The following is a 26,841-nucleotide window of genomic DNA, read 5'->3' as shown; positions in this document are numbered from 1 at the left end:
TTTGTTGTTCAAAATTTCTAGCATCACCAGCATCTATCCTAACTTATTATCTAGATGGTTTTCATTGCAATCATAGAATCTCTCAACACTGCTCCTACTTTTTCTATAGGGTGATTTCTTATAGCTTTATTGACTGCTATTAGTTCTAGGTTGTCTGTTTTGTATTCCGCTTTCGCGAAAGCGTTACCAATAACAGCCGCATCGAGACCATCTACAAATGAAGAAACTAAAGGCTTACATGCATGGTCAAATAGGTAACAACCATACTCTGCCGTGTCAGAAATAATGCGATTCATTTCAAATAATTTCTTTCTAGCTACCGTGTTTGCAATTAATGGCAACTCGTGAAGAGACTCGTAATAAGCACTTTCTTCTACAATACCTGATGCTACCATAGTCTCAAATGCGAGTTCTACACCAGATTTAATAAAGGCAACCATCGCTACACCATGATCAAAATATTCTTGATCTTCTATCTTTTCTGTAGAGGCTGTAGATTTTTCAAATGCCGTGTTCTCCGTTTCGGCTCTCCATTTTAATAGATTTACATCGTCGTTTGCCCAGTCTTCCATCATGGTTTGTGAAAAATGACCAGACATAATATCGTCCATGTGTTTTTCAAAAAGTGGTTTTAAAATAACTTTTAACTCTTCAGACAGTTGGTGCGCTTTAATCTTTGACGCATTATCTAGTCTGTCCATCATATTAGTAATACCACCATGTTTTAAAGCCTCTGTGGTACGTTCCCAACCGTATTGAATAAGATTAGATGCGTATTCTGAGTCTGCGCCCTGTGCGATCATTTTATCAAACAATAGTATAGAAGCCGTTTGTAAAACACCACATAAAATGGTCTGTTCTCCCATTAAATCACTCTTCACCTCTGCAACAAAAGAAGATTCAAGAACTCCTGCTTTGTGTCCACCTGTTGCTACGGCATATGCTTTGGCCTGCTCCCATCCTTTATTTTCTGGATCATTTTCTGGATGTACAGCTATTAAAGTAGGGACTCCAAAACCTCTTTTATATTCTTCTCTTACCTCAGAGCCCGGACATTTAGGAGCCACCATAATCACGGTAATATCTTCTCTTATCTTCTGTCCTTCTTCTACTATATTAAATCCATGAGAGTAAGAAAGTGTTGCCCCTTTTTTCATGTGTGGCATAATCGCCTTTACCACAGCTGCGTGTTGTTTATCTGGTGTTAGGTTTAAAACTAGATCTGAATTAGGGATTAATTCTTCATAAGTCCCAACAGTAAAACCATTTTCACTAGCGTTTTTAAACGACTGCCTTTTTTGATCAATAGCAGCCTGTCTTAATGCATAAGAAATATCTAATCCAGAATCTCTCATGTTAAGACCTTGATTTAATCCTTGTGCGCCACAACCTACTATCGTGATTTTCTTTCCTATTAAAGCGTTAACACCATCTTCAAATTCTGCTTGTTGCATGAATCTGCATTTAGATAATTGTTCTAATTTTTGTGAAAGTGATAGGGTATTAAAATAATTTGACATGGTACTTATTTTATGAGTTTAATGCTTCTAGCATTTTTGAAATTTCCATTGGTTCTTTAGTTACAGCTATACGTCCAGATCTATTGAACTGTAATATGCCGTGGGCACTTAATTCTCGGTATAATAAATCGACCTCGCTTCTTCTTCCAGATTTTTCTAAAACAAAAAACTCTTTATTTACCGTTACTATGCGTGCGTTACTTTCTTTAATTATATTTTGAATCTGAGGTTCTTCAAAAAGAAGGTCAGATTTAATTTTAAACAGACAGGACTCTTGATAAATGGTCTCTTCGTCAGAGTGATAGTAGGCTTTTATAACCTCTACTTGTTTCTCTATCTGACCGATGATTTTCTTCATGTTTTCTTCGGTCATGTTTACTAGAATGGTCCATTTTGAAACCTCTTCTATTTCTGATGCAGAACCGTTTATGCTTTCTATATTCACATGACGACGCTGGAATATTGCCGAAATCCTATTCAGCAACCCTATATTGTTTTCTGTATAAATGGATATGGTAAAAAGTTGTTCTTGGTTTTCCATAATTTTTTATTTCGTTCAGCTGTTAATGAACAGCTTTGCTTTACTTTTCTCGATATCGTCGTCTTCGACAAGCGATGTGCATTATTCCAGACACATGCGATGCGTCATTGCTTGAACGCCTTGTTTTCGGACGCATGCGATGCGTCACTGCAAGAAACGCATGCCGTGCGTCACTGCTTGAACGCATGCGATGCGTTTCTACTGGAGGCGCACCTCTGAAACTGATGCTCCTGTTGGGATCATTGGGAAAACGTTTCCTTCTTTTTGCACTCTCACTTCAAGAAAATATGCTTCGTCACTCTTCATCATTTCTTCTACGGCACCAGCAAGATCTTTACGATCTGTTACTTGTTTTGCTTTGATGTGATATCCTTCGGCTATTTTTATAAAATCAGGATTTGTCATTTCTGTACTGGCATAGCGCTTATCAAAAAACAGCTGTTGCCACTGACGTACCATTCCTAAAAACTCGTTATTAAGCACAACAATTTTTACAGGCACTTTAGTCTGAAAAATGGTTCCCAATTCTTGAATAGTCATCTGGTAGCCACCATCACCTATTACTGCCACGACATCTCTATCTGGCGCACCTACTTGTGCTCCTATAGCTGCCGGAAGTGCAAATCCCATAGTACCTAATCCACCTGATGTTATATTACTACGTGTCTGATTATAACTAGCATAACGACATGCTATCATCTGGTGCTGGCCCACATCACTTACTATAGCTGCTTCACTTTTTGAGTGTACATTAATTTGCTGTATAACCTCAGCCATAGTAAGTCCATCTACAGATGGTTCCATATCTTCTCTTATAACTTTATCTACTTCTACTTCATAAAGTTCCTTAAATCTCGCTAACCATTTAGGGTGCTCTCTTTGTTCTAAATAAGGAAGTAACAGTTCTAAAGTGTTTCTTGCATCACCAAGAACAGCAATATCTGCTTTTACATTCTTATTCACCTCAGATGGATCTATTTCAAAATGTATCACTTTGGCTTGCTTTGCATATCGAGATAAATCACCAGTAACACGGTCGTCAAAACGCATTCCTATCGCTATTAAAACATCACATTCATTAGTTAATAAATTAGGTGCATAATTACCATGCATACCTACCATACCGACATTAAGTGAATGAGAAGTAGGAATAGCACTTGCACCTAGAATGGTCCATGCAGATGGGATTCCTGCTTTTTCTATAACCGATTGCAATTCTTTTTCGGCCTCGCTCAATACGACTCCTTGACCCCAAATAATCATAGGCTTCTGAGCGTTATTAATTAAGAGAGCAGCGTCCTTTACCGTTTGTAAATCTGTATCAGGAACTGGCACATAACTTCTTATCGATTTACATTTTTCATATGCAAAATCAAACTCTTCAAACTGTGCATCTTTTGTAATATCAATTAATACAGGACCTGGACGACCGCTTTGAGCGATGTAAAAAGCTTTGGCTAGAACCTTAGGAATATCTGCTGCTTTAGTTACTTGAGCATTCCACTTAGTTACTGGTGTAGAAATACCTATAATATCTGTTTCTTGAAAAGCATCTGTCCCCAATAAATGAGAAGCTACCTGACCAGTGATACATACCATAGGTGTAGAATCTATCATCGCGTCTGCCAGTCCAGTGATAAGATTTGTTGCTCCTGGACCAGAAGTGGCTATACAAACTCCAACTTTATTTGATATACGTGCATAACCTTGTGCTGCATGTGTTGCTCCTTGCTCATGTCTGGTGAGTACATGTTTCAACTCTTTTTGATAGCCATAAAGTTTATCATATAACGGCATAATCGCACCACCTGGATAACCAAATGCCGTATCAACACCTTCGGCAAGGAAACATTTTATGATAGCTTCTGCACCAGATATCTTTTCTGTTACTATGCTTGAAGTAGGGGAATTTATTAGCGCATGTTCTTTCATAATCATCGATTTTGATTATTGTAATTTTTTATTCTATTTGTTGAGTAGGTATTTACAGGGATAAGCTATTAAAACTCGTCTGTAACACAACCTTTTGAAGCATTAGAAACCGTCCTTGCATATTTATAAAGAACACCTCTTTTAAACTTCAACTCTGGTGCCTGCCATTGTTCTTTACGTTTAATTAATTCTTTATCTGAGATTTCTAATTGTATTGTATTAGCTTCTGCATCGATAGTAATGACATCACCATCTTTAACTAGAGCAATCACACCACCTTCTTGAGCTTCTGGTGTGATATGTCCTACAACAAAGCCATGCGTACCGCCAGAAAAGCGACCATCTGTAATAAGCGCCACGTCTTTACCTAGTCCTGCACCCATAATAGCTGCTGTAGGCTTTAACATTTCTGGCATTCCTGGTCCTCCTTTAGGCCCTTCATATCTTATGACTACTACATCACCTCTTTCTACCAGTCCATCACGTATGCCATCATTTGCTTCATACTCACCATTAAAAACCTTAGCTTTTCCTGAGAACTGCAACCCTTCTTTACCTGTGATTTTTGCAACACTACCTTCACTAGCAAGATTGCCATAAAGCATTCTCAAGTGTCCAGAAATTTTAATAGGGTTCTCTACAGCTCTAATCACATCTTGTTCTTCAGAAAGATCTTTTACGCTTGCTAGATTCTCAGATACTGTTTTACCAGTTACCGTAAGACAGTCTCCATGAATTAACCCTTTAGAAAGTAAGTACTTCATAACTGCAGGAATGCCACCTATGCGATGAATATCTTCCATAAGATACTTACCACTAGGTTTTAAATCTGCTAGAAAAGGTGTGTTATCACTTATATCTTGAAAATCTTTAAGTGTAAAATCTATTTGTGCTGCTCTTGCTATCGCTAGAAAATGTAAAACTGCATTTGTAGAACCGCCAAGAATAGTGACTAATCGTACTGCGTTCTCTAACGATTTACGTGTTATAATATCAGACGGTTTGATGTCTTTTTCTAGTAATTCTAACATTACCTGTCCTGCTCTGACAGATTCTTCTTTCTTATCATCACTTAATGCAGGGTTAGAAGAATTAAACGGTAAAGACATTCCTAATGCTTCTATCGCACTTGCCATGGTATTTGCGGTATACATACCACCGCAAGCACCAGCACCAGGACACGCTTTTTCTACTATATTCTGATATTCTTCTTCTTCCATAGTACCTGCAACTTTACTACCCCAAGCTTCAAAAGCAGAAACTACATCTAACTTCTTACCCTTATGGCAGCCAGAATCTATCGTACCTCCATAAACTAGTATAGAAGGACGGTCCAGTCTTATCATTGCCATTAATGCACCTGGCATGTTTTTATCACAACCTACAACTGTTACTAGTGCGTCATAACTCATCGCTTGCACCACAGTCTCCATAGAGTCTGCTATAATATCTCGTGACGGTAGAGAATATCGCATACCAGGTGTTCCCATAGAAATACCATCACTTACTCCTATCGTATTAAAGATTAATCCAACTAGGTTAGCATCTAAAGTTCCTTCTTTAACCAATTTTGCAAGATCATTAAGATGCATGTTACATGGGTTACCTTCATAACCAGTACTCGCAATACCTACAAATGGTTTGAGCAGATCCTCCTTAGAAAGACCTATAGCATGCAACATAGCTTGTGCAGCTGGTTGTGTAGGATCCTGGGTTACTGTTTTACTATATTTAGTGAGTGACATATTTAATTTTTAAATCTTAAGGGCAAGCGTTAACTTACTTCCTTATAATTCTTCTATTATTTTAGATGATAGAATATCGATTCAAAATTAAAGTTTGCAATTAGGTCCCTCACTAGACAATTCATATTGCCATTGTTATCCAAACAGCATTAATTACACTTAACCATCTGTATATCAAAAATTAAACAATGATCCAAATATGATATCCAATGTTATTTATCTCTATTTTAAATTTATCATATATGAACGTGTACATTATTTACCCTACTTAATCTGTAGGGAATTAAAAATATCTATAAAGTCTTATTATAGTACATGTTAATAATCTTATAAGTGATGTGCCAATAAATAATTACATTCATTAAATTTGCAATTCAATTAAGGGGAAAGATTTGGCTGCTTGCGACCTCGTTTTCAAAAAAGAAAACATAAACGCTAAAACAGTGTACTGCGCAAAACAATACAGCCACTTTTATTTTCTTATATTATTAATCACGCGAGATTTGTATTTATTACGCTTTCGCGAAAGCGCACATATAAAATGCCCTACTTATTTACATCAGAGTCCGTTAGTGAAGGACATCCAGACAAAGTTGCTGACCAGATCAGTGATGCTTTATTAGATAATTTTCTTGCTTTTGATCCAGAATCAAAGGTTGCTTGTGAAACGCTTGTAACTACTGGACAGGTGGTTCTTGCCGGAGAGGTAAAATCAAACACTTACATCGATGCAGCTCAAATTGCACGTAATGTGATCAATAAAATAGGTTATACGGAAGGTGCTTACCAGTTTTCTGGTGATTCTTGTGGAGTAATTTCTTTAATCCATGAGCAGTCGCAAGACATTAATCAAGGTGTAGATCGTGCTACTAAGGAAGAGCAAGGTGCTGGAGACCAAGGTATGATGTTCGGTTATGCAACTAACGAGACAGAGAATTACATGCCTCTTGCTCTAGACATATCACACAAATTACTAGTGGAGCTTGCTGCATTGCGTCGTGAGAATAAGGAAATTACTTATTTAAGACCAGACGCAAAATCACAAGTAACTATAGAGTATAGTGATGATAACGTGCCACAACGTATCGATGCTATCGTAATCTCTACACAACACGATCCATTTAATGAAGATGATGCTGCAATGCTAGCTCAGATCAAAAAAGATCTTGTTGAAATATTGATTCCTCGTGTTACTGCATTATTACCTGCTTATGCTCAGGATTTATTTAATGATGACATTACCTATCACATTAACCCTACTGGTAAATTTGTTATAGGTGGACCACATGGTGATACTGGATTAACTGGTAGAAAGATTATAGTAGATACTTATGGTGGTAAAGGTGCTCACGGTGGTGGTGCTTTTTCTGGTAAAGACCCTTCTAAGGTGGATAGAAGTGCTGCATATGCTGCACGTCACGTTGCAAAGAATCTAGTAGCTGCAGGTCTTGCTAGCGAGGTTCTTGTACAGGTTTCCTATGCCATAGGTGTGGTAGAACCTACTTCTATTAATGTAGAAACTTATGGTACCTCTACATTAAACTTAACTGACGGTGAGATTTCTAAAAAGGTTGCAGAGATATTTGACATGCGTCCTGCTGCAATAGAATCTAGATTAAAATTAAGAAACCCTATCTATTCTGAAACGGCTGCTTATGGTCACATGGGTAGAACACCACGTATTGAAAAACTTGTTTTTGAATCTCCATACAATGGAAAAGTAGAAAGAGAAGTAGAGTTATTTACTTGGGAAAAATTAGACTTTGTAGAAGAAGTTAAGAAAGCTTTTGAATTGTAAATATTAGAAAGTTTATATATTTCAAAAACCTCCGATTCAACTAGTTGAATCGGAGGTTTTTTTTGTTATTTATTGAAGTATGATTGCTCTGCAGCTTTAAAAGAAGAAAACCCATTTACGATTAAGTAAATGGGTTTTTGAATACTTTAAATTGTTATGGATTTACTTTTTAATCAGTTTTAAAACAGAATTCATTTGATCTCCTTTTACCTCAACAAAATACAATCCCGAAACTAAATGATCTAATGTGATATCTTTATTCATTATAGCAGCATCTAACTTTTCTTGAGAAACGATGGCACCCAAAGTATCATAAATAGTGTATTCATTGAATTCTATATTACTCATTAAACTAATCTTATTTTTAGCAGGATTAGGGTAAAGGCTAACTTGTAATAAATTATTATCATTTAAACTTAACGGAACAGCAACCCCTGTAGTTTCTAAGTTAGTAATAATCGGAAAATTAAAATCAAAGTAAATCTCTGCTTGATTAGAAAAATCATCTCCTGAAACTAATGTATCTACCGTTTTAATTTTAAACAACACATAACCTTGACTGGCAGGCGCAGTAAATGGCAGCATGATGTTCTCAAAATTAAATTCTACTTTATTTCCATCTGTAATTGTTGTTGTATAATCGTGGCTACCACTTAAAGGTGTTAAAGTAGCGACATCAAACTTAGTCGTATCGATATAATCCACAATTCTTACGTTTACCGCACTTGCCGTTCCTTCATTCTCAAAACGGATGCGGTAATGCACAAACTCTCCAACCATAGTCGGTAAAATAGTCTCACCTTGTAAACAAGTCTTGTCATTAGGATCATAAGAATTCACAACCGTTTGTTGTAAATCAAATACATTATCTAGTGGTGTATCATCATTTGCCGTTGGATTTATAGTCGCACTAAAGTCTAACAGATCATTACTATTTAATGGGAAGGTAGGATCTGTAGGTGTATTAAGATTCATGGAGAATTCAATCTCACGAGTTTCAAATGGATCTAGGTTTGAAAAATCCCAACTTAACATTCCTACATTTGAAGATGTAGTTGCTGGACTTGCAGTTAGAAAACCCATGAAGTCATCTTGATAGGTTAAATCCATCGTTCCAGATAATCTTGTTGTTCCTTTATTCTTGTAGATGAGTTTGTAGTCTGTATCGAATCCTGGTCTGGCATCTTCTAATGGTAAAATGGTTATTTCTAGGTCATTTGATGTAGTTGAGCTTGTAAAACAAAAATTTTCTATTGATGTACTGGAATTACCAACGGTAATTGTAGTGCTCGCTGGAGATAAAACAAAAATACTAGGATTAGGCAGTGGTGTTATAGTATAGGTTCCTGGTGGTAGGTTTACGCTGTATTGACCATTGATTGTAAAAATATTAAAAGAATTTGTGCCGTCATTAATTTCTACAGCGATATTACTTGCTGGTGCATCACTTGCATCACAACCATTGTTATTAATGTCATAAAGTATGGTACCACTTACATTGTTATCCGGACAAATACTAGATTGTGTATCTCCTGTGAATCGCCATCTTCTTGAAATTAAAATATTTCTGGTGTAAGCATCGCAATATTCTAAATTAGTGCCATTAAACTGTAATGTAGACCATGATGAGTTATTAATTCGCAAATTGACAAACCGCTGTAATAAACGATCATAATTTTCAGTATCTAAACCGCTATCACGTATAAAACTGCCTAATGAACTATTTTCTCGAAAATTCCATGAGGACAAATCTTGATTAAAACTAGATGCACCGTAAAACATACCACCGATTTTAAAGGAATTATTCACTCCCCAATTTAAGGGCTGATTGTATGAAGTTGCATTATAGAACATATTCTCACAGTCAAGATATAAATTAAAATTGGGACTATTATAAATAACCCAACTGTTCAGGCTTTTATTAAATGAAGATGCTGAATGAAACATACTTCTCAAATCAGTTACATTCGATACATTCCAATTATCTACACTTTGATTAAAAGACGTTGCTGACTGAAACATACCTCTCATTGTTGTAACATTAGAAACATCCCAATTATTCAATGACTGATTAAATGAAGGTGAATTTCTGAACACGTAACTTAAGTCTGTATAATTTGATACATTCCAATTGTTTAAAGGTTGATTAAATATCGAATTTTCAAAAATGTATGAAAGATCAGGAGCATTAGTCATATCCCACGCATCAATACTACTATTAAAAACCATATTATCTTTAAACATATATTGCATTGTTGTTACACTTGACACATCCCAGTTATCAAGAGGTTGATTAAACGCCTCAGACCCTTCAAACATTGAACTCATGTCAGTAACATTAGAAACATCCCAGTTATCAAGAGGTTGATTAAACGCCTCTGACCCCTCAAACATTGAACTCATGTCAGTAACATTAGAAACATCCCAGCTATTTATAGTCTGATTAAAATCATCAGCACCTATAAACATCCCAGACATATTAGTAACGCTTGAAACATCCCACATAGATATATCTTCATTAAAATTACCAGCAGCCAAGAATTCCATATTAGTTACGTTAGAAGTATCCCAATTCAAGGGTGTCATCGCGACTCTTGTTGTGAAACTGTTATCCGTGAAATTGTCAAAACCAGTAAACATATATGACATATCAGTAACTTGGCGCAAATCTGGAATATCAGTCGCCTGTATCGCGCATCGTTGACAACCCCTCATCGTTTCAAACATAGTTTTCCACTGAGAATTACCCCATTGCAAAATAGTAGTGCGGCTAGATGAAACTTTGATACCATCTATTTGTCCAGTAATTGTAATAGTTGGTGAATTGCCAGCACTAGATGGGTATTGATGTGATATTTGTTGATCTATTTGATTTGAATAGGTATCTACAGTGCCATCTCCCCAATTCACCGATACCGTACCAGGTGCGGTGATAATAAAATCTATTATTCTACTTGCAGTTCCAGAACGTGGATTAACAGTCATTCTAAAATCAGCAGTCTGCGCACTTGCAACCAACCCACAAAACAAAACAGCTACAAAAGTAAAAAGCCTCATAAAAATATATTTTGCGCTAAAATAGAAGATTATCACACCACATTACTAAAAAAGAGAGATTTATGCTATTACTTTTCGCTAAGTCGGAAACTAAAAAACCCCATTTACTTAATCGTAAATGGGGTTTTAAAATAAATAATAATCTATAAATTCATATAGTGAACCCATTAAAAGAAGAAACCAAAACTACCAGTAACAGCTACCTGTCTAGCGTCTGGCAGGTAATTATAACCACCTCTAAAACTTACATCTATACGCAGTACTTTAAAGATGTTACCTACACCAGCACTATATTCCCAGTAAATATCTTCTGGAGCTAGATAATTAAGACCGCTTGCATTTAAGGCTACGTTTTCATCACTAATTCTACCATAAGCAGCTTTTATACCTACTAACTCACGTAGATTCAAATCTCTCAAACCAGGAATGCGAGAAAAAATACGACCGTTAAAATTATGATCAAGATTCACCATCAAATACTCATCACTTACAAATTCATAAAAATCCATCGTATTAAATGATCCTGACACATTGAAATAAGTCTGGTTACCAGGTATCACATCTAGTAATGCTAGTGGCACTTCTCCAAAGGTTTTACCAGCTTCTATACGCGCCGTTAATCTACCAAAAGCACCTATCTGGATAGGATGACTATAATAAAATTGAAACTTATCATAATCAAAATCGCTACTAAAGAGATCTTTAAAACCTTTAGAATAATTTAGGAATAATATAGGATAAGCTCCTTCATTTATAACCGTACGATCTACACCATAATTAGTCGTTTTACGTCCTGGTTTATAAGTCATAGAAAAGTCCACTTCAGCCTGGTTAGTTTCTGACTGTATGCCGCCTGGAGAGTCTGCATCAAAATAATCCAGACTAAAGAATCCAGGATTAGCCGTCGTTATCTTTCTATAACTAGTACCTAATCTAAATTCTAAGTTATATAACGGCTCAAAACTAATGGCAGCAAGACCTAGTTTAATATTAGATAACCTACCATTATTACCTGCACTTACTATCGCACTAGAAGCTAGACTGCGCCCCAAAACATCATTAGTTTTAGTAAGACTGGCAGCTAGTTGTTCTACATCTTTTCTATAACCACCACTTAGTATCAAACGACTTTGTTTATCTAACAACCATTTACCACCTATACCGAATTTAAATTTTTTATCATCAAAACCATATGCGCCATAACCTTCTATTCTCCATGGGTCATTAGCGCCAAAGTATGTCCTACCACCAGCACGCAATCGCAAACCTTCTACATCGTTAAATCCAAATGTGGAAAATATAGGTCCAAAATCAAAACCATCAAATTCATAATAACCAGACGCTAGTACAGTACCTATATTATAAAGACGTTTAAACTTCTTGTTCTTTTTAAGTGTATCCAGCATGGTGTACACTTGTTTCTCATCTTTATTAAGTTTTTCTAATCGATTTTCATCCCAATAAGCCTCATCGCGATTATAAATTTCTGGATCATAATCATTAACTCTACGTCTATAAAAATCTGGCTCTTTTGCTATATCAAACTTATAGTCATTGAATAAGGTGGTACGTTTTCCATAAATACCTTTGGACTTCTCTTTCTTGTTAAGCGCAAAATCACTTAAGAAATAATCACGTGTAATTAAGAACAGACTATCATTAAGTACGTCATATTCCTGTTCTATATAGATTTCTTTTACCCAGTTTATGTTAGCGCTTTTAGTCGCTTGCATATTGATCTCCTTGATCGCATACGACTCTGTAGCTACCCAAAAATCACCTTTAAAAGTAAGCTCACCTTTACGACGCGGATAGTAAACTATATTATACGCCTCTACCCCATCCACTATAGCCGTATCTCTCAACACATAGTTATAGGTGTCAATACCACTTTTACCCACTGGACTCGTAAAACTTTTATCAAAGAATTTTAAATAACGGTCATAGACATCTATGTCATTATATAAATCTTTTACAAATGCTATTAAAGTCTGGTTGTTTGAGAAACCAGAGTTCTTGTTTGCCTTAACATCATCTAGTTCTTTATTGATCTCGTTATCTCCATAAACAGTAGAAAGCGATTCATTAATAAAAATAGGTAAATAGGTTTTACCTGTTATTCTACTCGTGTCTGCATAGTCAAATACGAACTCCATACCACGGAAAAGCTTTGAGTTGATCAAAGAACTATCTATGGTATTCATGTCAAATTCTAACTTCTCATATTTATCGTACTGGTATTGCTTAAATTGGGAAAGACCATTTTTACGTCTATTTTCCCATACTTTACGTAGTATATCGATAGCAGGGTTATTCTTTTTAGACGTTTTACCAGCATATACTACCACCGCATCTAACTCTGCCGTATCAGTTTCAAGTGTAACCTTCATATTTAGATTCACTCTATTATCTAATTTTATGGTTTGCGTTTTATACCCTACAAAAGAAAACTCAACTTTATCATACGTATTCTCTGATTGTAAATAAAATCGACCATTATCGTTAGTGATTGTTCCTTCACTAGAACCAGGAAATACAACGTTTGCAAAAGGCACCGTATCACCAAAATCGTCATAAATCACACCACCAACTTTAGTCTGTGCAACACTTGTTAAGGTGAAAAGTAATATACCTATATACAGGACTGATTCTGTTATCGCTTTCGCGAAAGCGTAACTTTTATAAAGAGTTTTCATAAGCAAAGGGCAAAAGTCAAAAGTAGGGCTACTGACGTAAATGATAGTAACTTAAGTCAAAAAAAATTATATCTAGCTATAAATCAAAAAAACCCACCTCTAACGAGATGGGCTTTGATCAAAAATGTTGTCAGAAATTACTTTCTGTACATTACTTTTTTAACACCTTCTACCACATCAGTATAATCTGGTAACCACTCTGCAAGTAAACCTGGAGAATATGGCGCTGGTGTATCTTGTGTATTTATTTTATAAACAGGAGCGTCTAGGTAATCAAAAGCTTCAGCCTGTATCATGTGAGAAATCTCTGTAGAGACGTTACCAAATGGCCACGCTTCTTCAAGAATCACTAAACGATTTGTTTTCTTTACCGATTTTAAAATCGCTTCTTTATCATAAGGACGCACAGTTCTTAAGTCGATAATCTCACAAGAGATACCTTCTTTCTCTAACTCGTCTGCAGCTTTATAAGCTTCTTTGATAATTTTACCAAAAGAAACGATGGTCACATCATTACCTTCTCTTTTTAACTCTGCAACACCTATAGGTAAAACATACTCACCTTCTGGCACCTCACCTTTATCACCATACATTTGCTCAGACTCCATAAAAATTACTGGATCGTCATCACGTATCGCTGCCTTGAGAAGACCTTTTGCATCATAAGGGTTAGATGGTACGATTACTTTAAGACCTGGTGTGTTTGCAAACCAGTTTTCAAAAGCTTGTGAGTGAGTAGCTGCTAGCTGTCCTGCACTTGCAGTAGGCCCTCTAAAAACGATAGGACACTTAAACTGTCCACCAGACATCTGGCGTATTTTTGCCGCATTGTTAATTATCTGATCGATACCAACAAGAGAAAAGTTAAACGTCATATACTCCACGATAGGTCTATTACCAGTCATGGTAGAACCTATGGCTATACCAGCAAAACCTAACTCGGCAATAGGTGTATCAATCACACGCTTTGCACCAAACTCGTCCAGCATACCTTTAGAAGCCTTGTAAGCTCCATTATATTCTGCAACTTCTTCACCCATAAGGTAAATAGACTCGTCGCGTCTCATTTCTTCACTCATCGCTTCGCAAATTGCCTCGCGGAATTGTATTGTCTTCATATATTAGGATATGATGTTATTCAGTTTTTCAAGAAAACAAAAATAACTTACATGAACTTAGTATGCTAGATTTTTAGGCTAAAAAATATCTCTTTTACATACTATTATCATACAGAACATTCCTGAACCGTCTAAACATCAAGATAGACAAGAGTTACACCCTAGAATGAAAAATATTGAAAATCAATACTTGAGGAAATATTAAACAAAAATTTATTATGCATGCATAGTTTATTACTTGTTTTTTTCCTAACTTCGCAAACGATTGAAAAAGACTTTAAAGACTATAAAATATGAAGATATTAGTATGTATCAGCCACGTGCCAGATACCACTTCCAAAATCAATTTTACAGATAACGATACTCAATTTGACACTAACGGTGTACAATTTGTCATCAACCCAAATGATGAATTTGGTCTTACACGAGCTATGTGGTTTAAAGAAAAACAAGGCGCTAGTGTAGATGTAGTTACTGTAGGTGGTGCAGAAGTTGAACCGACTTTAAGAAAAGCTCTAGCAATAGGTGCAGACACAGCAATAAGAGTAGACACCCCAGCAACTGACGGTTACCAGGTGTCAAAACAACTAACTGCAGTTATAAAAGACGGTGGTTATGATCTAGTTATCGCAGGTCGTGAATCTATCGATTATAATGGTGGTATGGTACCAGGTATGGTAGCCGCTATGACTGGAGCTAGTTTTGTAAATACATGTATATCTCTAGAAATAGAAGGAACTAACGCAACTGCTGTACGTGAAATCGATGGTGGTAAAGAAACTGTTACCGCTAGCCTACCCCTAGTAATAGGTGGACAAAAGGGTCTCGTAGAGGAAAGTGACCTAAGAATTCCTAACATGCGTGGAATTATGATGGCTCGTAAAAAACCTCTTAATGTTGTACCAGCAACAGATGCTAGTACAGAGACTAATAGCGTTTCTTTTGAAAAGCCAGAGCCTAAAGGCCAGGTAACTCTTGTAGACGCTGGAGATCTTGATAAATTAATCGACTTACTTCACAACGAGGCAAAAGCGATTTAATCTTTAAAGGTTAAAAGTTCAAGGTTCTAAATCTTGTAGGTTAAAATTATTAAGAGTTTCGCTTTCGCGAAAGCGAGACCCACAACAAATCAAGTAATCGTCCTTATAACTAGGATGTTTATATAAAAATAAAATATATGTCAGTACTCGTATATACAGAATCAGAAAACGGTGGTTTTAAAAAGACTGCTTATGAAGTAGCTAGTTATGCAAAAGGTGTTGCAGATATGATGGGAACAACTGTTACCGCTATATCTTTTAATGCAAATGACGCTGGAGAACTAGGTACATATGGTGTAAATAAATTACACAACGTAGCAAATTCAAAACTAGAAAAATTTAATGCCGCTGCCTATGCTAGCGCTATTGCACAAGCTGCCAAAGCTGAAGGAGCGACAGTAGTCGTTATCAGCTCTAGTGCAGACTCTAAGTATTTAGGCTCTCTAGTAAGCGTACAACTAGAAGCAGGTTATGTATCTAACGTTACAGCGCTACCTTCTTCTACAGAGCCATTTACAGTTAAAAGAACTGTGTTTACTAACAAAGCTTTTTCTAACACTGCTATTACTACTAATGTAAAACTAGTAGGACTTTCTAAAAATGCTTACGGTCTTAAAGAGAACGCAACCGATTGTGCCGTACAAGAATTTGCACCTACTTTAAACGATGCAGATTTTAATGTAACTGTACAATCTGTGGATAAAGCTACCGACAAAGTGACTATCGCAGATGCTGAAATAGTAGTAAGCGCAGGTCGTGGATTAAAAGGTCCAGAAAACTGGGGTATGGTAGAAGAACTAGCAGACGTTCTAGGCGCTGCAACAGCATGTTCTAAACCGGTAAGTGATCTGGGATGGAGACCACACAGTGAACACGTAGGGCAAACTGGTAAGCCAGTTGCATCTAACTTATATATCGCTATCGGTATATCTGGAGCGATACAACACCTTGCAGGAATTAACTCTTCAAAGGTTAAAGTTGTTATTAATACAGACCCAGAAGCACCTTTCTTTAAGGCTGCAGATTATGGTGTTGTAGGTGATGCTTTTGAGGTAGTACCTGCTCTAATCGAGAAATTAAAGGCTTTTAAAGCTGCAAATGCTTAAGATTCTTAATAATTAGTTAAGAATTTATTAGATTTAAGGCTGTGCAATAGGAGAAAAACCTCATTTTTGCACAGCTTTTTTTTTATTTATAGCAATTAAACATAATGAGTCTAAAACGACTTAACATACGAGGCATCTCTTACAGCCAAACACAAAATGGCGCATACGCCCTTGTGCTTAAAGAAGTAGACGGATCAAGACAACTACCTATTGTAATAGGAGCTTTTGAAGCTCAAAGTATAGCTATTGCACTAGAGAAAGAATTGAGTCCGCCGCGACCTCTCACCCATGATTTGTTTAAAACATTTGCCCAACGATTTTCTATTGTGGTGAAACAAGTAATCATTCACAAACTAGTAGATGGTGTTTTTTACAGCAGTCTTATTTGTGAAAGAGATAAAATTGAAGAAATTATAGATGCTCGCACTAGCGATGCCATAGCACTAGCTGTAAGATTTAAAGCCCCTGTTTTTACTTATGAAAACATTCTTGAAGAAGCAGGTATACAACAGCACATTAAACCAGACAAAGAACTGGAAATGGAAGAGCTAGACGGAGAAGAAATGATAGAAGAATTAATCAACGCTGCAGCGCAAGAAGTGGATGACTACAGCAAATTCTCCATATCAGAACTTAACAAAATGCTCGACGAAGCAGTTTCTAACGAAGACTACGAACTGGCAGCGCAAATTAGAGACGAAATATCTAAACGATAATCATTACCATTCTATGAAATCCTTTATAGCCAGATTTTTTACTGCTTTAGCATTACTTTGCTTTTCATTTATAGGAAATGCACAAGAGAACACACCAATAGAAGGAACTTGGATATTTGATACTGCAACAATAGTTGATAACACACAAGCAAACGCTCAAGATCTAGACAGTATCTCCTTTTCACAACAAAATTACAAATTTTACACAGGAGTAGACAGCCTTAATTCTACCGGTAGATTTATAATCCAAAATGATTTTATCGCCCTATACCCTAACTCAAATAATACACAATTAAAGCAGTTTGATTTAAAAAAGGTAAATAACGATAGCTTATCAATTAAAAATAAAGATATTACTTATCATTTCTTAATCAAAAAAGAAGAAACAACTGTCGCAGCAACCTCTAATAATGTTCAAATATCAAATGACCTTGGCTTTAGCTTTGAAAGTTTCTATCGTGGTTTAATAGGTATGTTTTTTATCCTTGGATTTTGTTATCTATTAAGTAATAACAGGAAGAAAATAGACTGGAGACTAGTAATAGTCGGTGTAACATTACAAGTGGTGTTTGCTATATCTGTACTTAAATTTGAAAGTGTCGCATACATCTTTGATGGAATATCTACAGGAGTAGTAAAATTCCTAGCTGTTAGTGAGGCTGGTGCTGAGTTTGTATTCGGTAACTTCATTGACGCTAGTGGTAACTGGGGCTATGTATTTGCATTTAAGGTTCTTCCTACGATTGTATTTTTCTCTGCATTTACATCTTTACTTTATTATCTAGGCATACTTCAAAAAGTCGTTTATGTACTCGCATGGGTTATGAGCAAAACAATGAGATTAAGTGGTGCTGAATCTCTTGCAGCAGCAGCAAATATTTTTATAGGGCAGACTGAAGCGCCATTAGTAGTAAAGCCTTACCTTGAAAAAATGACCAAATCAGAAATGCTTTGTCTTATGGTAGGCGGTATGGCCACCATAGCCGGTGGTGTACTAGCGGCATTTATCGGTTTCTTAGGTGGAGAAAGTGAAGCGCAACAAATATTATTTACAAAACACCTGCTTACCGCATCTATAATGAGTGCTCCTGCAGCTATTGTAATTGCAAAAATGCTTTACCCAGAAGATCAAAATAACAAGATAGACCGCTCCCTCAAAGTATCAAAGGATAAAATAGGTACGAACATACTAGATGCCATTTCTAGAGGTACGACAGATGGTTTAAAATTAGCTGTTAACGTAGGTGCTATGTTACTAGTATTTACAGCCTTAATAGCAGTGGTAAACTTTGGACTTAAAGACCTTATAGGAGAATATTCTGGACTTAATTCTATTATCGCATCTTCTAGCGATGGTAGGTACGATGGCCTTTCTATGCAATATATACTAGGTAATCTATTTGCACCTATTGCATGGATTATAGGTGTACATTCTGAAGATATAATTCTAGTAGGACAGTTGCTAGGTGAAAAAACAATTCTTAATGAATTCATAGCCTATGGATCTCTAAAAGAGTTAAAAGAAGCAGGTAAAATACTCCATCCTAAATCTATCATTATCGCAACCTACGCACTTTGCGGTTTTGCAAACTTTGCCTCTATCGGTATTCAAATAGGAGGTATAGGCGTACTAGCACCTGGTCAGCGTAAAACCCTAGCGGCCTTTGGTGTAAAAGCATTAATAGGCGGTACATGTGCCGCGTTACTTACTGCAACTATAGCTGGAATGCTTTTTGGATAAATTTAATCGCTTTTTCTTTAACCTAATTTTATGTTAAAGAAATGTTGTAAATTTGTTATAAATTATAACAACTGATAAGCATTGGACTTTAAAGACTACAAAAACCTTTTCAATTATAGCTTTGGCAAAATCTATTGCTATGATAACTATGTAGTTGGTCAACTACATACAGATGTTGTCGTAAATAATGAGATAGCCACTAAGATTCTCAATGATATTAATGAATTTTACGGTAAAAATAAAATCGTTTTTATTTCAAATCGTGAGTTCGGACATGCTGTAGAGCCTAAGGTGTACAAATTAGTTGATTCCAAAATGATCGTAGGGATTGCCATAATAGGCACTTCTAAAGAACAAAAAATGCAAGCCGCAAGTGAACAGTCGTTATACAGTGGCTCATTTGGATACTTTAATAACGTAGAAAGCGCTGTAGAGTGGGCAAGTTCATTTGTTTCAGAAAACCCAGACTCTCTTTTAAATTAATAAATCTGTAATCTTAGTTTGTTTTATTATCATTTGAACTAAAATTTCAAGTTCTTTGTATATTGTATTCGCTTTCGCGAAAGCGGAATCATCATTTACTAGACTCTTATGAAACAATACTTAGACCTCTTACAAGACATAATTGATAACGGAACTGATAAAGGTGACCGTACCGGCACTGGTACACGCAGCCTTTTTGGTTATCAAATGCGTTTTGATTTACAAAAAGGTTTCCCTCTAGTAACTACTAAAAAAGTACACCTTAAGTCTATCATACATGAACTGCTATGGCTTTTATCAGGCGATACTAACATTCAATATTTAAAAGATCATAATGTCAGAATATGGAATGAATGGGCCGACGAAAATGGAGATCTAGGACCTGTTTATGGTCACCAATGGCGCAACTGGGATAGTCAGGGAATAGACCAAATCAAAGAGGTTATTGACACACTTAAGACTAATCCTAACAGCCGCAGGATGATGGTAACCGCATGGAATCCTAGTGTAATGCCAGATACTAGCAAGAGTTTTTCTGAAAACGTTGCTAATGGAAAAGCAGCCTTACCACCATGTCACGCCTTTTTTCAATTCTATGTGTCTAACAATAAATTAAGTTGCCAATTATATCAGCGCAGTGCAGACGTATTTCTGGGCGTACCTTTTAACATAGCGAGCTATGCACTATTAACTATGATGGTTGCACAAGTATGCGATCTAGAGTATGGAGATTTCATACACAGTTTTGGAGATGTTCATATATACAATAACTTAAGAGAACAGGTAGATTTACAATTAACTAGAGAACCTAGAGAATTACCACAAATGAAATTAAATCCAGATGTGAAAAACATATTTGACTTTAAATATGAAGATTTTACACTAGAGAACTACGACCCACATCCTGCAATCAAGGGAATAGTAGCGGTTTAAATTACACTTATGAGATTAATTATTGCATTTTTATTCATAATCTCTTGCAGTGTTTCCACTGCGATTGAAGATCCATATGCAAACTATCACGCTATAGACACCACGCAGTATAAACCTACTGATGCGTTATACCTATACGACCTTACCATAAAAGAATCTCATAACGCTGGCAAAGTAATTTTAGAATGGAAAAACCAAAAGAACATTACCTATCACATGATAGAGATGCGCGATCCAGATACTAATAAAATTATTTATAGACAGAAACACTATACTAACATAGCAGAGTTTCCTGAAAACGGATTATTCACTATATACCCATTATACTATAAACAAAAAGGAGAACCCATTTCAATAAACCTGGCAGATGCCAAAGCTAGAAACTACGCTCCTGTAAGCCCTAAAAGTTACTATCGCGCAGTTGAGAAAGAAAAACAGGCAAAACAACGCGATAAAAAACGAATAGAACAAGAATATCGTTATGAACAGTTACGTCTACAGGCAGCAGATGAACGCGCAAACCGCATCACTCCTAAAGTAGTTATTCTAGTTATCATAGTACTATTTCTAGCCGTGTTAATAGTATTGATCATATGGCTGGTAGGCTATCTTACTAAAGACAAAACCTCTCAAATTAATTACCGCAAGAATAACCGAGGCTGGAATTAAAGTATTTGCGACTGCACTTATTAACACGATGTCTTTTTATAAAATGTATGTCATAAACTCAAATGATATCTAAAATTGATCTTTACGTTTTCTTTTTGTGATATCTTATTTTTTAATTAGCGATAAGCGATAGGACCACACACCTATACTATTATCTCACTATAAAAAAAATAGACTATGCATAAATATCCATCTCAAGTTTACCGCACACAAAAAGAACTTCTTTACTTAGTAAAATTTGACACTGCAGATGTCTTAGAAGATAAAAATGAACAGAAATTAAGATTTCATGAGCTATATCGCGGCATGCAATTAGGCAACTTGTACAAAAACAAGGTATTCATCACGTTCAAAGACTCTTTAAACAATCTTTTAATGATCAACACAACCATATGGGGACTTACCCAAAAATCAATTATTCTTAAAAAAGGAGTCACTATACCCATTAACAGTATACTTAAGGTAGAATAGAAAACCTGCTAGTTGTTTAACTTTTGTTAACGCTTTCGCGAAAGCGAACAATAAAAAAACACAACAATTTCATAAAAGTCTATGAGAACAATAGACTTAAAGAAAAAACACCATAAATTTGAGAAGATGATTCCTAAAAACAAAATTCTTTCTCTTTTTAAAGAAACGAGATCAGATTCTGAACACATATGTGAACCGTTACAAACGGAAGATTATGTTGTGCAACCTATTGTTGATGTATCGCCACCTAAATGGCACCTAGGTCATACTACCTGGTTTTTTGAAGAATTTTTATTAGATCCTTACTTACCTAATTACAAAAGGTATCACGATAGCTATGCCTATGTGTTTAACAGCTATTATGAGAGTATAGGAAAAAGAGTCGTACGTACGGATCGCGGTAATCTTTCTAGACCTAGTGTCAGAGAAATTTATGAGTACAGACATCATGTGACGTCTAACATGATAGAGCTAATTGAAAATCACTTTAATGAAGAGTTTGCTCCTATTCTCGAGATAGGTATACATCATGAAAAACAGCATCAAGAACTACTACTTACAGATATTAAATATATACTAGGTAACAATCCATTACAACCTAAATATAAAGATTTCTCAAATGAGCAATTAATTGAGACTGAGAAGAAAGAATTTATCAAAATCGAATCAGGTATTTACAACATAGGACACGACTCTGAGGAGTTTTGCTATGACAATGAATTACCTAGACACCGAGTGTTTTTAGAGCCGTTTTCAATTTGCACTACTTTGGTAACAAATAGAGAATGGATAGAATTTATTAATAGCGGCGGCTATTCTGAAGTTATGCTTTGGCATACTGAAGGATGGGATTGGGTAAAGAAAAACTCAATTACAGCACCTATGTACTGGCATAACAATAATGGACAATGGAATAATTATTTATTAGAAGGTAACACTACTATAAATCCAGACGCAGCTGTAACTCACATTTCTTATTACGAAGCATTTGCCTTTGCTCAATGGAAAGGCATGAGACTACCGACAGAATTTGAATGGGAAGCTGCACAATCACACTTTAATCATGGTAATAGATGGGAATGGACAGAAAGCGCCTACCTACCCTACCCTAATTATAAAAAACCAGATGGCGCTCTAGGAGAGTACAATGGTAAATTTATGGTCAACCAGAAGGTATTGCGAGGCAGCTCTATCGCTACACCAGCAAACCATGCTAGACCTACTTATAGAAACTTTTTTCACGCGCCACTTAGATGGCAATTTACAAGCTTGCGTCTTGCAAAATCATTATGACAAAAAAAGAATCATTCCAACTGGAATTTGAACAACACGTAACAGAAGGACTAAAAGCTTTTCCTAAGTTTTTGAGTTCAAAATATATTTATGACGATCGAGGAGATGAGCTGTTTCAGCAAATCATGGCCTTACCAGAATATTATTTAACTAATGCAGAGTACAATATAGTTGATCAGTATAAAGCAGACTTAAGAATGCTTTTTGAAAACAACAAAGGATTTGACCTCATAGAATTAGGTGCTGGAGACGGTAAAAAAACCAAAGTACTCCTTAAAGAGCTGCATGAAAACGGCACTAACTTCACTTACATACCGATAGACATAAGCCAACATGCTATAGACGATCTAGCAAGCAGTATTAAAGGAACATGGCCTAATATGGACGTGCAAGGAGAACAAGGAACTTACTTCAACGTTCTTAAAGAGTTAGCAAAATACAATCAGAGACCCAAAGCCATTATAGTTTTAGGATCTAACATAGGTAACCTATCTCATGACGAAGCAATCAATTTCTTAAAACAAATTCAGGAAATAATGTCTCCAGAAGATGTTTTATTTATGGGGTTTGATCAGAAAAAAGATCCGCTAACCATTCAAAATGCCTATGCTGATACTACTGGCGTTACACAAGAATTTAATCGCAATTTATTACACCGATTAAATAAAGAAATGCAAGCAGATTTTAACGTAGACCAATTTGAACATTGGGAAGCCTATGACCCAGAAACAGGAACAGCTAAGAGTTATCTTTTGGCCACCGAAGCATGTGACGTTCATATTAAAAAATTAGATCTAAAAGTAAGTTTCAATAAATGGGAAACCATTCATACTGAAATTTCTCAAAAATATGACGACCAAATAGTAGAATGGTTAGCAAATCAATCTGGACTTAAAATAACTCAGATATTTGAAGACAATAAAAAACTGTTCAAAAACTACTTATTTAAAAAAAACTAATATGAAAGCCATTTGGAACAATCAAATCATTGCAGAAAGTAATGAAACAAAAGTAATTGAGAACAACCATTACTTTCCTGCAAACAGTATAAAGAAAGAATTCTTTAAACCTAGTCAAACACAATCTAATTGCCCATGGAAAGGTATAGCAAGTTATCACACCTTAGAAGTAAATGGCAGTGAGAACAAAGATGCCGCATGGTATTATCCTGAAGCAAAACATGCAGCAAAAGAAATAGAAGGTTACGTAGCTTTCTGGAAAGGCGTGACAGTACAAGAATAGTTCACACCATATACCAACATTTAAAAAGCCACAATTTCATATAAACTTGAAATTGTGGCTTTTAAAATATACTGTTATCACTATCAATTCTTTGTATAAACCGCCACTAAACTAGTAACACCAGCAGCAGGTGTAGAATTACGACCACTTATATAACGATCCATTTCAGCACCAGTAACTGTAAATTCAAAAGTAGTAGGCGTAAAAATCACTTGTTTACTGTCTGTAATAGTACCACCATTTACATTTGCTATTACAGTAAGGACACTATTTGTATCTAACGAGTAATTACCAGACTGTAAACTTAGTGGACAACTCAAATTATTATTACTATCAAAAGACGGCTCAGCAACAGTACTTGTAAAGTCACCATTTATTAAGAATGACACATCCATAGAAGAAAAACAAGACGCCTCTAGTAACAGCTCTACATTACTGACACCATCTCCATTAAAATCTACAGGGATATTAGAAATAAGGGAAGTAAGAATGTAATCACCAGCGACAGTAGAGTTTAAAGAAGACCTAGCAGCGTCATCACTTTCACAACCACTTAACGATAAGATAAGTATACATAAAAAGAAAACATTTTTCATAATATCAAAATTTATCTAAATATAAAGCAAAGTTACCTAATAACTATGAATCAAGTAGTTATTAGATACAATCACAAATCAAGCATAAATCAACATCTTTGTTAAAAAGTAAAAAATTAAAAAAGAATCGAATTAAAAACGACGCATAACTAAAACAAAGTCATATTATTGCAAAAAATATTCTTAGTTTAGAATTTTATAATAAAATTAAAAAAAGGCGCTTGGTAATCGGAATTAAAAGATTACATTTGCAGCCCGATTTTAGTTAGTAAAATCATACACAGAATTAAAACTATTTCAAGGTGAATACTTTAAGTTACAAAACGGTTTCAGCAAACAGCGCAACAGTAAACAAAGAATGGGTACTGATAGACGCTGCTGAACAGCCACTAGGTCGTATGTCTTCAATAGCTGCAAAGTTTTTGAGAGGAAAATACAAGACTAATTTTACTCCACACGTAGACTGTGGTGACAACGTAATCATAATAAACGCCGACAAGGTATCGCTAAGCGGTAACAAGTGGAGCGAGAAAACATATATCAGACACACTGGCTACCCAGGTGGACAGCGTAGTCTTACTGCAACTGAGCTTTTTGAAAAAGATCCAGCACGTGTTGTAGAGCACGCAGTAAAAGGTATGTTACCTAAAAACAAGTTAGGAAGCGCTATTTATCGCAACCTAAAAGTGTATTCTGGTTCTGAGCATGGACATGAAGCACAACAACCTAAAACCATTAATCTTAACGAGGTAAAGTAATATGGAAACATTACACAAAATTGGTAGAAGAAAAACTGCCGTTGCTCGTGTTTACCTTTCAGAAGGTAAAGGTGACGTAACAATTAACAGAAAAGAACTTTCTGACTATTTCACAACAGGAATGTTACAATACAAAGTAAAACAACCTTTTACTTTAACTGAAACAACTGACACATACGATGTAAAAGCTACTGTAACAGGTGGTGGTATCACTGGACAAGCTGAGGCAATTCGTCTTGCAATTTCAAGAGCTCTTGTAGAGATAGATGAAGAAAATCGTCTAGCATTGAAGCCAGAAGGTCTTATGACACGTGATCCTAGAATGGTTGAACGTAAGAAATTCGGTCAAAAGAAAGCGAGAAAGAAATTCCAATTCTCAAAGCGTTAATACATTATTATTACTCCCGTTTAATTTCACAATTAAACGGGATTTGTTCTTTTTTTATTTATATTAATTTGCTGTCACGCCTGGTTGCCACCAGAGCTCAGTTTAGCATCTAAATAATGAAGGCGATTAAGCATTGCTTATGACCACTTTTTTATTGCTATCGACAGAACGTAAACTATTTATTATGGCAAATACTTCAGATGTCAAGTCATTACTTGACGCAGGTGTCCACTTCGGTCACCTTACTCGTAAATGGGACCCTAACATGGCTCCATACATTTATATGGAACGTAACGGGATCCATATTATCAATCTTTATAAAACTACTGCAAAGTTAAACGAAGCTACAGAAGCGCTACGTAAGATAGCTGCATCTGGTCGTAAGGTTCTTTTTGTTGCTACTAAGAAGCAAGCAAAAGATATCGTTGCACAATATGCTGGTGAAGCTAACATGCCGTACATCACTGAAAGATGGCCTGGTGGAATGCTTACAAACTTTGTAACTATCCGTAAAGCTGTTAAGAAAATGGCTCTTGTAGACCGCATGAAGAAAGATGGTCGTTATGAAACTCTTTCTAAAAAAGAACGTCTTCAAGTAGACCGTATGCGTGCAAAGCTAGAAAAGAACTTAGGTTCTATTACTGACATGACTCGTATGCCAGCCGCACTTTTTGTTGTAGATACTGTACGTGAGCACATCGCAGTTAAAGAAGCTTTAAAATTAGGTATTCCTATTTTTGCAATGGTTGATACTAACGCAAACCCACGTGATATCGATTACGTAATTCCTTCTAACGATGATGCTTCAAAATCTATTGACATTATCATTAAAGAAGTTACTGGTGCTATCAAAGCTGGTCTTGAAGATCGCAAGTCTGAAAAGAACGCTGAAGATAAAGCTAAAGAAGCTGCAAAAGCAGAAAAGAAAGCTCCAAAAGCTGAAGAAGCTAAAGTTGCTGCTCCTGCAAAAGACGAAGAAGAATAAACTTATAACGCTA

The 26,841-nt window shown here is 35.8% G+C and carries 23 protein-coding genes; 15 read left to right on the top strand and 8 right to left on the bottom strand.

The features are described 5' to 3' along the window. Positions 1 to 50: 50 nt before the first annotated feature. The 4 genes from ilvC to ilvD all read right to left on the bottom strand — a co-directional run bounded on the left by ilvC (position 51) and on the right by ilvD (position 5,738). Positions 51 to 1,520: a ketol-acid reductoisomerase gene (gene ilvC / locus ACJJVJ_RS12255; RefSeq protein ID WP_405370599.1), complete on the bottom strand. Its 1,470-nt coding sequence runs from the start codon at positions 1,518 to 1,520 to the stop codon at positions 51 to 53. A 10-nt stretch (positions 1,521 to 1,530) separates the two neighbouring features. Then, complete coding sequence (gene ilvN, locus ACJJVJ_RS12250; protein ID WP_104513838.1) at positions 1,531 to 2,061, bottom strand: acetolactate synthase small subunit; 531 nt, start codon at positions 2,059 to 2,061, stop codon at positions 1,531 to 1,533. A 198-nt stretch (positions 2,062 to 2,259) separates the two neighbouring features. Continuing rightward, positions 2,260 to 3,993, bottom strand: coding sequence for a biosynthetic-type acetolactate synthase large subunit (ilvB, locus tag ACJJVJ_RS12245; RefSeq protein WP_104513839.1), 1,734 nt, complete (start codon positions 3,991 to 3,993; stop codon positions 2,260 to 2,262). A gap of 68 nt (positions 3,994 to 4,061) precedes the next feature. Continuing rightward, positions 4,062 to 5,738 (bottom strand): dihydroxy-acid dehydratase, encoded by a 1,677-nt coding sequence (gene ilvD, locus ACJJVJ_RS12240; RefSeq protein ID WP_405370596.1) that lies wholly within the window; start codon positions 5,736 to 5,738, stop codon positions 4,062 to 4,064. Between the two features lie 541 nt (positions 5,739 to 6,279). Here ilvD and metK point away from each other — a divergent pair. Beyond that, positions 6,280 to 7,536, top strand: a complete 1,257-nt coding sequence (metK, locus tag ACJJVJ_RS12235; protein ID WP_405370594.1) for a methionine adenosyltransferase — start codon at positions 6,280 to 6,282, stop codon at positions 7,534 to 7,536. A 162-nt stretch (positions 7,537 to 7,698) separates the two neighbouring features. On the opposite strand, the gene ACJJVJ_RS12230 is transcribed toward metK, so the two are convergent. From ACJJVJ_RS12230 to ACJJVJ_RS12220, 3 genes are all read right to left on the bottom strand, one after another. Further along, on the bottom strand, positions 7,699 to 10,593 hold the full coding sequence (locus tag ACJJVJ_RS12230; protein ID WP_405370592.1) for a BspA family leucine-rich repeat surface protein: 2,895 nt from the start codon (positions 10,591 to 10,593) through the stop codon (positions 7,699 to 7,701). A gap of 167 nt (positions 10,594 to 10,760) precedes the next feature. Next, positions 10,761 to 13,289, bottom strand: a complete 2,529-nt coding sequence (locus tag ACJJVJ_RS12225; RefSeq protein WP_405370590.1) for a DUF5686 family protein — start codon at positions 13,287 to 13,289, stop codon at positions 10,761 to 10,763. A gap of 137 nt (positions 13,290 to 13,426) precedes the next feature. Then, positions 13,427 to 14,407 carry a pyruvate dehydrogenase complex E1 component subunit beta gene (locus tag ACJJVJ_RS12220; protein WP_104513844.1) on the bottom strand — a complete coding sequence of 327 codons (981 nt, stop codon included), beginning with the start codon at positions 14,405 to 14,407 and terminating at the stop codon, positions 13,427 to 13,429. Positions 14,408 to 14,700: 293 nt separating this feature from the next. Between ACJJVJ_RS12220 and ACJJVJ_RS12215 the strand changes: the two genes are divergently transcribed. From ACJJVJ_RS12215 to ACJJVJ_RS12165, 11 genes are all read left to right on the top strand, one after another. Continuing rightward, entirely contained in the window at positions 14,701 to 15,447 is a 747-nt protein-coding gene (locus ACJJVJ_RS12215; RefSeq protein WP_104513845.1) for an electron transfer flavoprotein subunit beta/FixA family protein, read from the top strand. A gap of 137 nt (positions 15,448 to 15,584) precedes the next feature. Further along, the gene (locus ACJJVJ_RS12210; RefSeq protein WP_104513846.1) at positions 15,585 to 16,553 is read left to right on the top strand and encodes an electron transfer flavoprotein subunit alpha/FixB family protein; all 969 of its coding nucleotides are present in this window, start codon (positions 15,585 to 15,587) and stop codon (positions 16,551 to 16,553) included. A 104-nt stretch (positions 16,554 to 16,657) separates the two neighbouring features. Beyond that, a complete protein-coding gene (locus ACJJVJ_RS12205) occupies positions 16,658 to 17,269 on the top strand; it encodes a bifunctional nuclease family protein (protein ID WP_104513847.1) in 612 nt (203 codons plus the stop codon). Positions 17,270 to 17,282: 13 nt separating this feature from the next. Further along, positions 17,283 to 19,010 (top strand): NupC/NupG family nucleoside CNT transporter, encoded by a 1,728-nt coding sequence (locus ACJJVJ_RS12200; protein WP_405370588.1) that lies wholly within the window; start codon positions 17,283 to 17,285, stop codon positions 19,008 to 19,010. An 81-nt stretch (positions 19,011 to 19,091) separates the two neighbouring features. Continuing rightward, complete coding sequence (locus ACJJVJ_RS12195) at positions 19,092 to 19,493, top strand: thymidylate synthase (RefSeq protein ID WP_104513849.1); 402 nt, start codon at positions 19,092 to 19,094, stop codon at positions 19,491 to 19,493. Between the two features lie 108 nt (positions 19,494 to 19,601). After that, positions 19,602 to 20,426 carry a thymidylate synthase gene (locus tag ACJJVJ_RS12190; RefSeq protein WP_405370586.1) on the top strand — a complete coding sequence of 275 codons (825 nt, stop codon included), beginning with the start codon at positions 19,602 to 19,604 and terminating at the stop codon, positions 20,424 to 20,426. Positions 20,427 to 20,435: 9 nt separating this feature from the next. Next, a complete protein-coding gene (locus ACJJVJ_RS12185; protein ID WP_405370584.1) occupies positions 20,436 to 21,095 on the top strand; it encodes a hypothetical protein in 660 nt (219 codons plus the stop codon). A gap of 177 nt (positions 21,096 to 21,272) precedes the next feature. After that, complete coding sequence (locus ACJJVJ_RS12180) at positions 21,273 to 21,566, top strand: hypothetical protein (protein ID WP_104513852.1); 294 nt, start codon at positions 21,273 to 21,275, stop codon at positions 21,564 to 21,566. 126 nt (positions 21,567 to 21,692) lie between these two features. Then, positions 21,693 to 22,859 (top strand): ergothioneine biosynthesis protein EgtB, encoded by a 1,167-nt coding sequence (gene egtB, locus ACJJVJ_RS12175; protein WP_405371257.1) that lies wholly within the window; start codon positions 21,693 to 21,695, stop codon positions 22,857 to 22,859. Then, positions 22,856 to 23,818: an L-histidine N(alpha)-methyltransferase gene (locus ACJJVJ_RS12170; protein WP_104513854.1), complete on the top strand. Its 963-nt coding sequence runs from the start codon at positions 22,856 to 22,858 to the stop codon at positions 23,816 to 23,818. The genes egtB and ACJJVJ_RS12170 overlap by 4 nt, the downstream gene beginning before the upstream one ends. A 1-nt stretch (position 23,819) precedes the next feature. Beyond that, positions 23,820 to 24,101: a DUF427 domain-containing protein gene (locus ACJJVJ_RS12165; protein WP_405370581.1), complete on the top strand. Its 282-nt coding sequence runs from the start codon at positions 23,820 to 23,822 to the stop codon at positions 24,099 to 24,101. A gap of 83 nt (positions 24,102 to 24,184) precedes the next feature. Here the strand turns inward: ACJJVJ_RS12165 and ACJJVJ_RS12160 are convergent, their stop codons facing one another. Then, entirely contained in the window at positions 24,185 to 24,697 is a 513-nt protein-coding gene (locus ACJJVJ_RS12160; protein WP_104513856.1) for a hypothetical protein, read from the bottom strand. A gap of 302 nt (positions 24,698 to 24,999) precedes the next feature. On the opposite strand from ACJJVJ_RS12160, the gene rplM reads away from it, so the two are divergent. The 3 genes from rplM to rpsB all read left to right on the top strand — a co-directional run bounded on the left by rplM (position 25,000) and on the right by rpsB (position 26,828). Further along, a complete protein-coding gene (rplM, locus tag ACJJVJ_RS12155) occupies positions 25,000 to 25,455 on the top strand; it encodes a 50S ribosomal protein L13 (protein WP_104513857.1) in 456 nt (151 codons plus the stop codon). 1 nt (position 25,456) lies between these two features. Beyond that, complete coding sequence (gene rpsI, locus ACJJVJ_RS12150) at positions 25,457 to 25,843, top strand: 30S ribosomal protein S9 (protein ID WP_104513858.1); 387 nt, start codon at positions 25,457 to 25,459, stop codon at positions 25,841 to 25,843. A 184-nt stretch (positions 25,844 to 26,027) separates the two neighbouring features. Beyond that, positions 26,028 to 26,828, top strand: a complete 801-nt coding sequence (rpsB, locus tag ACJJVJ_RS12145) for a 30S ribosomal protein S2 (RefSeq protein WP_104513859.1) — start codon at positions 26,028 to 26,030, stop codon at positions 26,826 to 26,828. Positions 26,829 to 26,841: the final 13 nt, after the last annotated feature.

The sequence above is a fragment of the Nonlabens sp. Asnod2-A12 genome, from assembly GCF_045063745.1.
In the GTDB taxonomy this organism is placed as follows: domain Bacteria; phylum Bacteroidota; class Bacteroidia; order Flavobacteriales; family Flavobacteriaceae; genus Nonlabens; species Nonlabens xylanidelens.
Note: the sequence above shows the minus strand (reverse complement) of the source record. Positions and strands in the feature narration are given on the sequence as shown.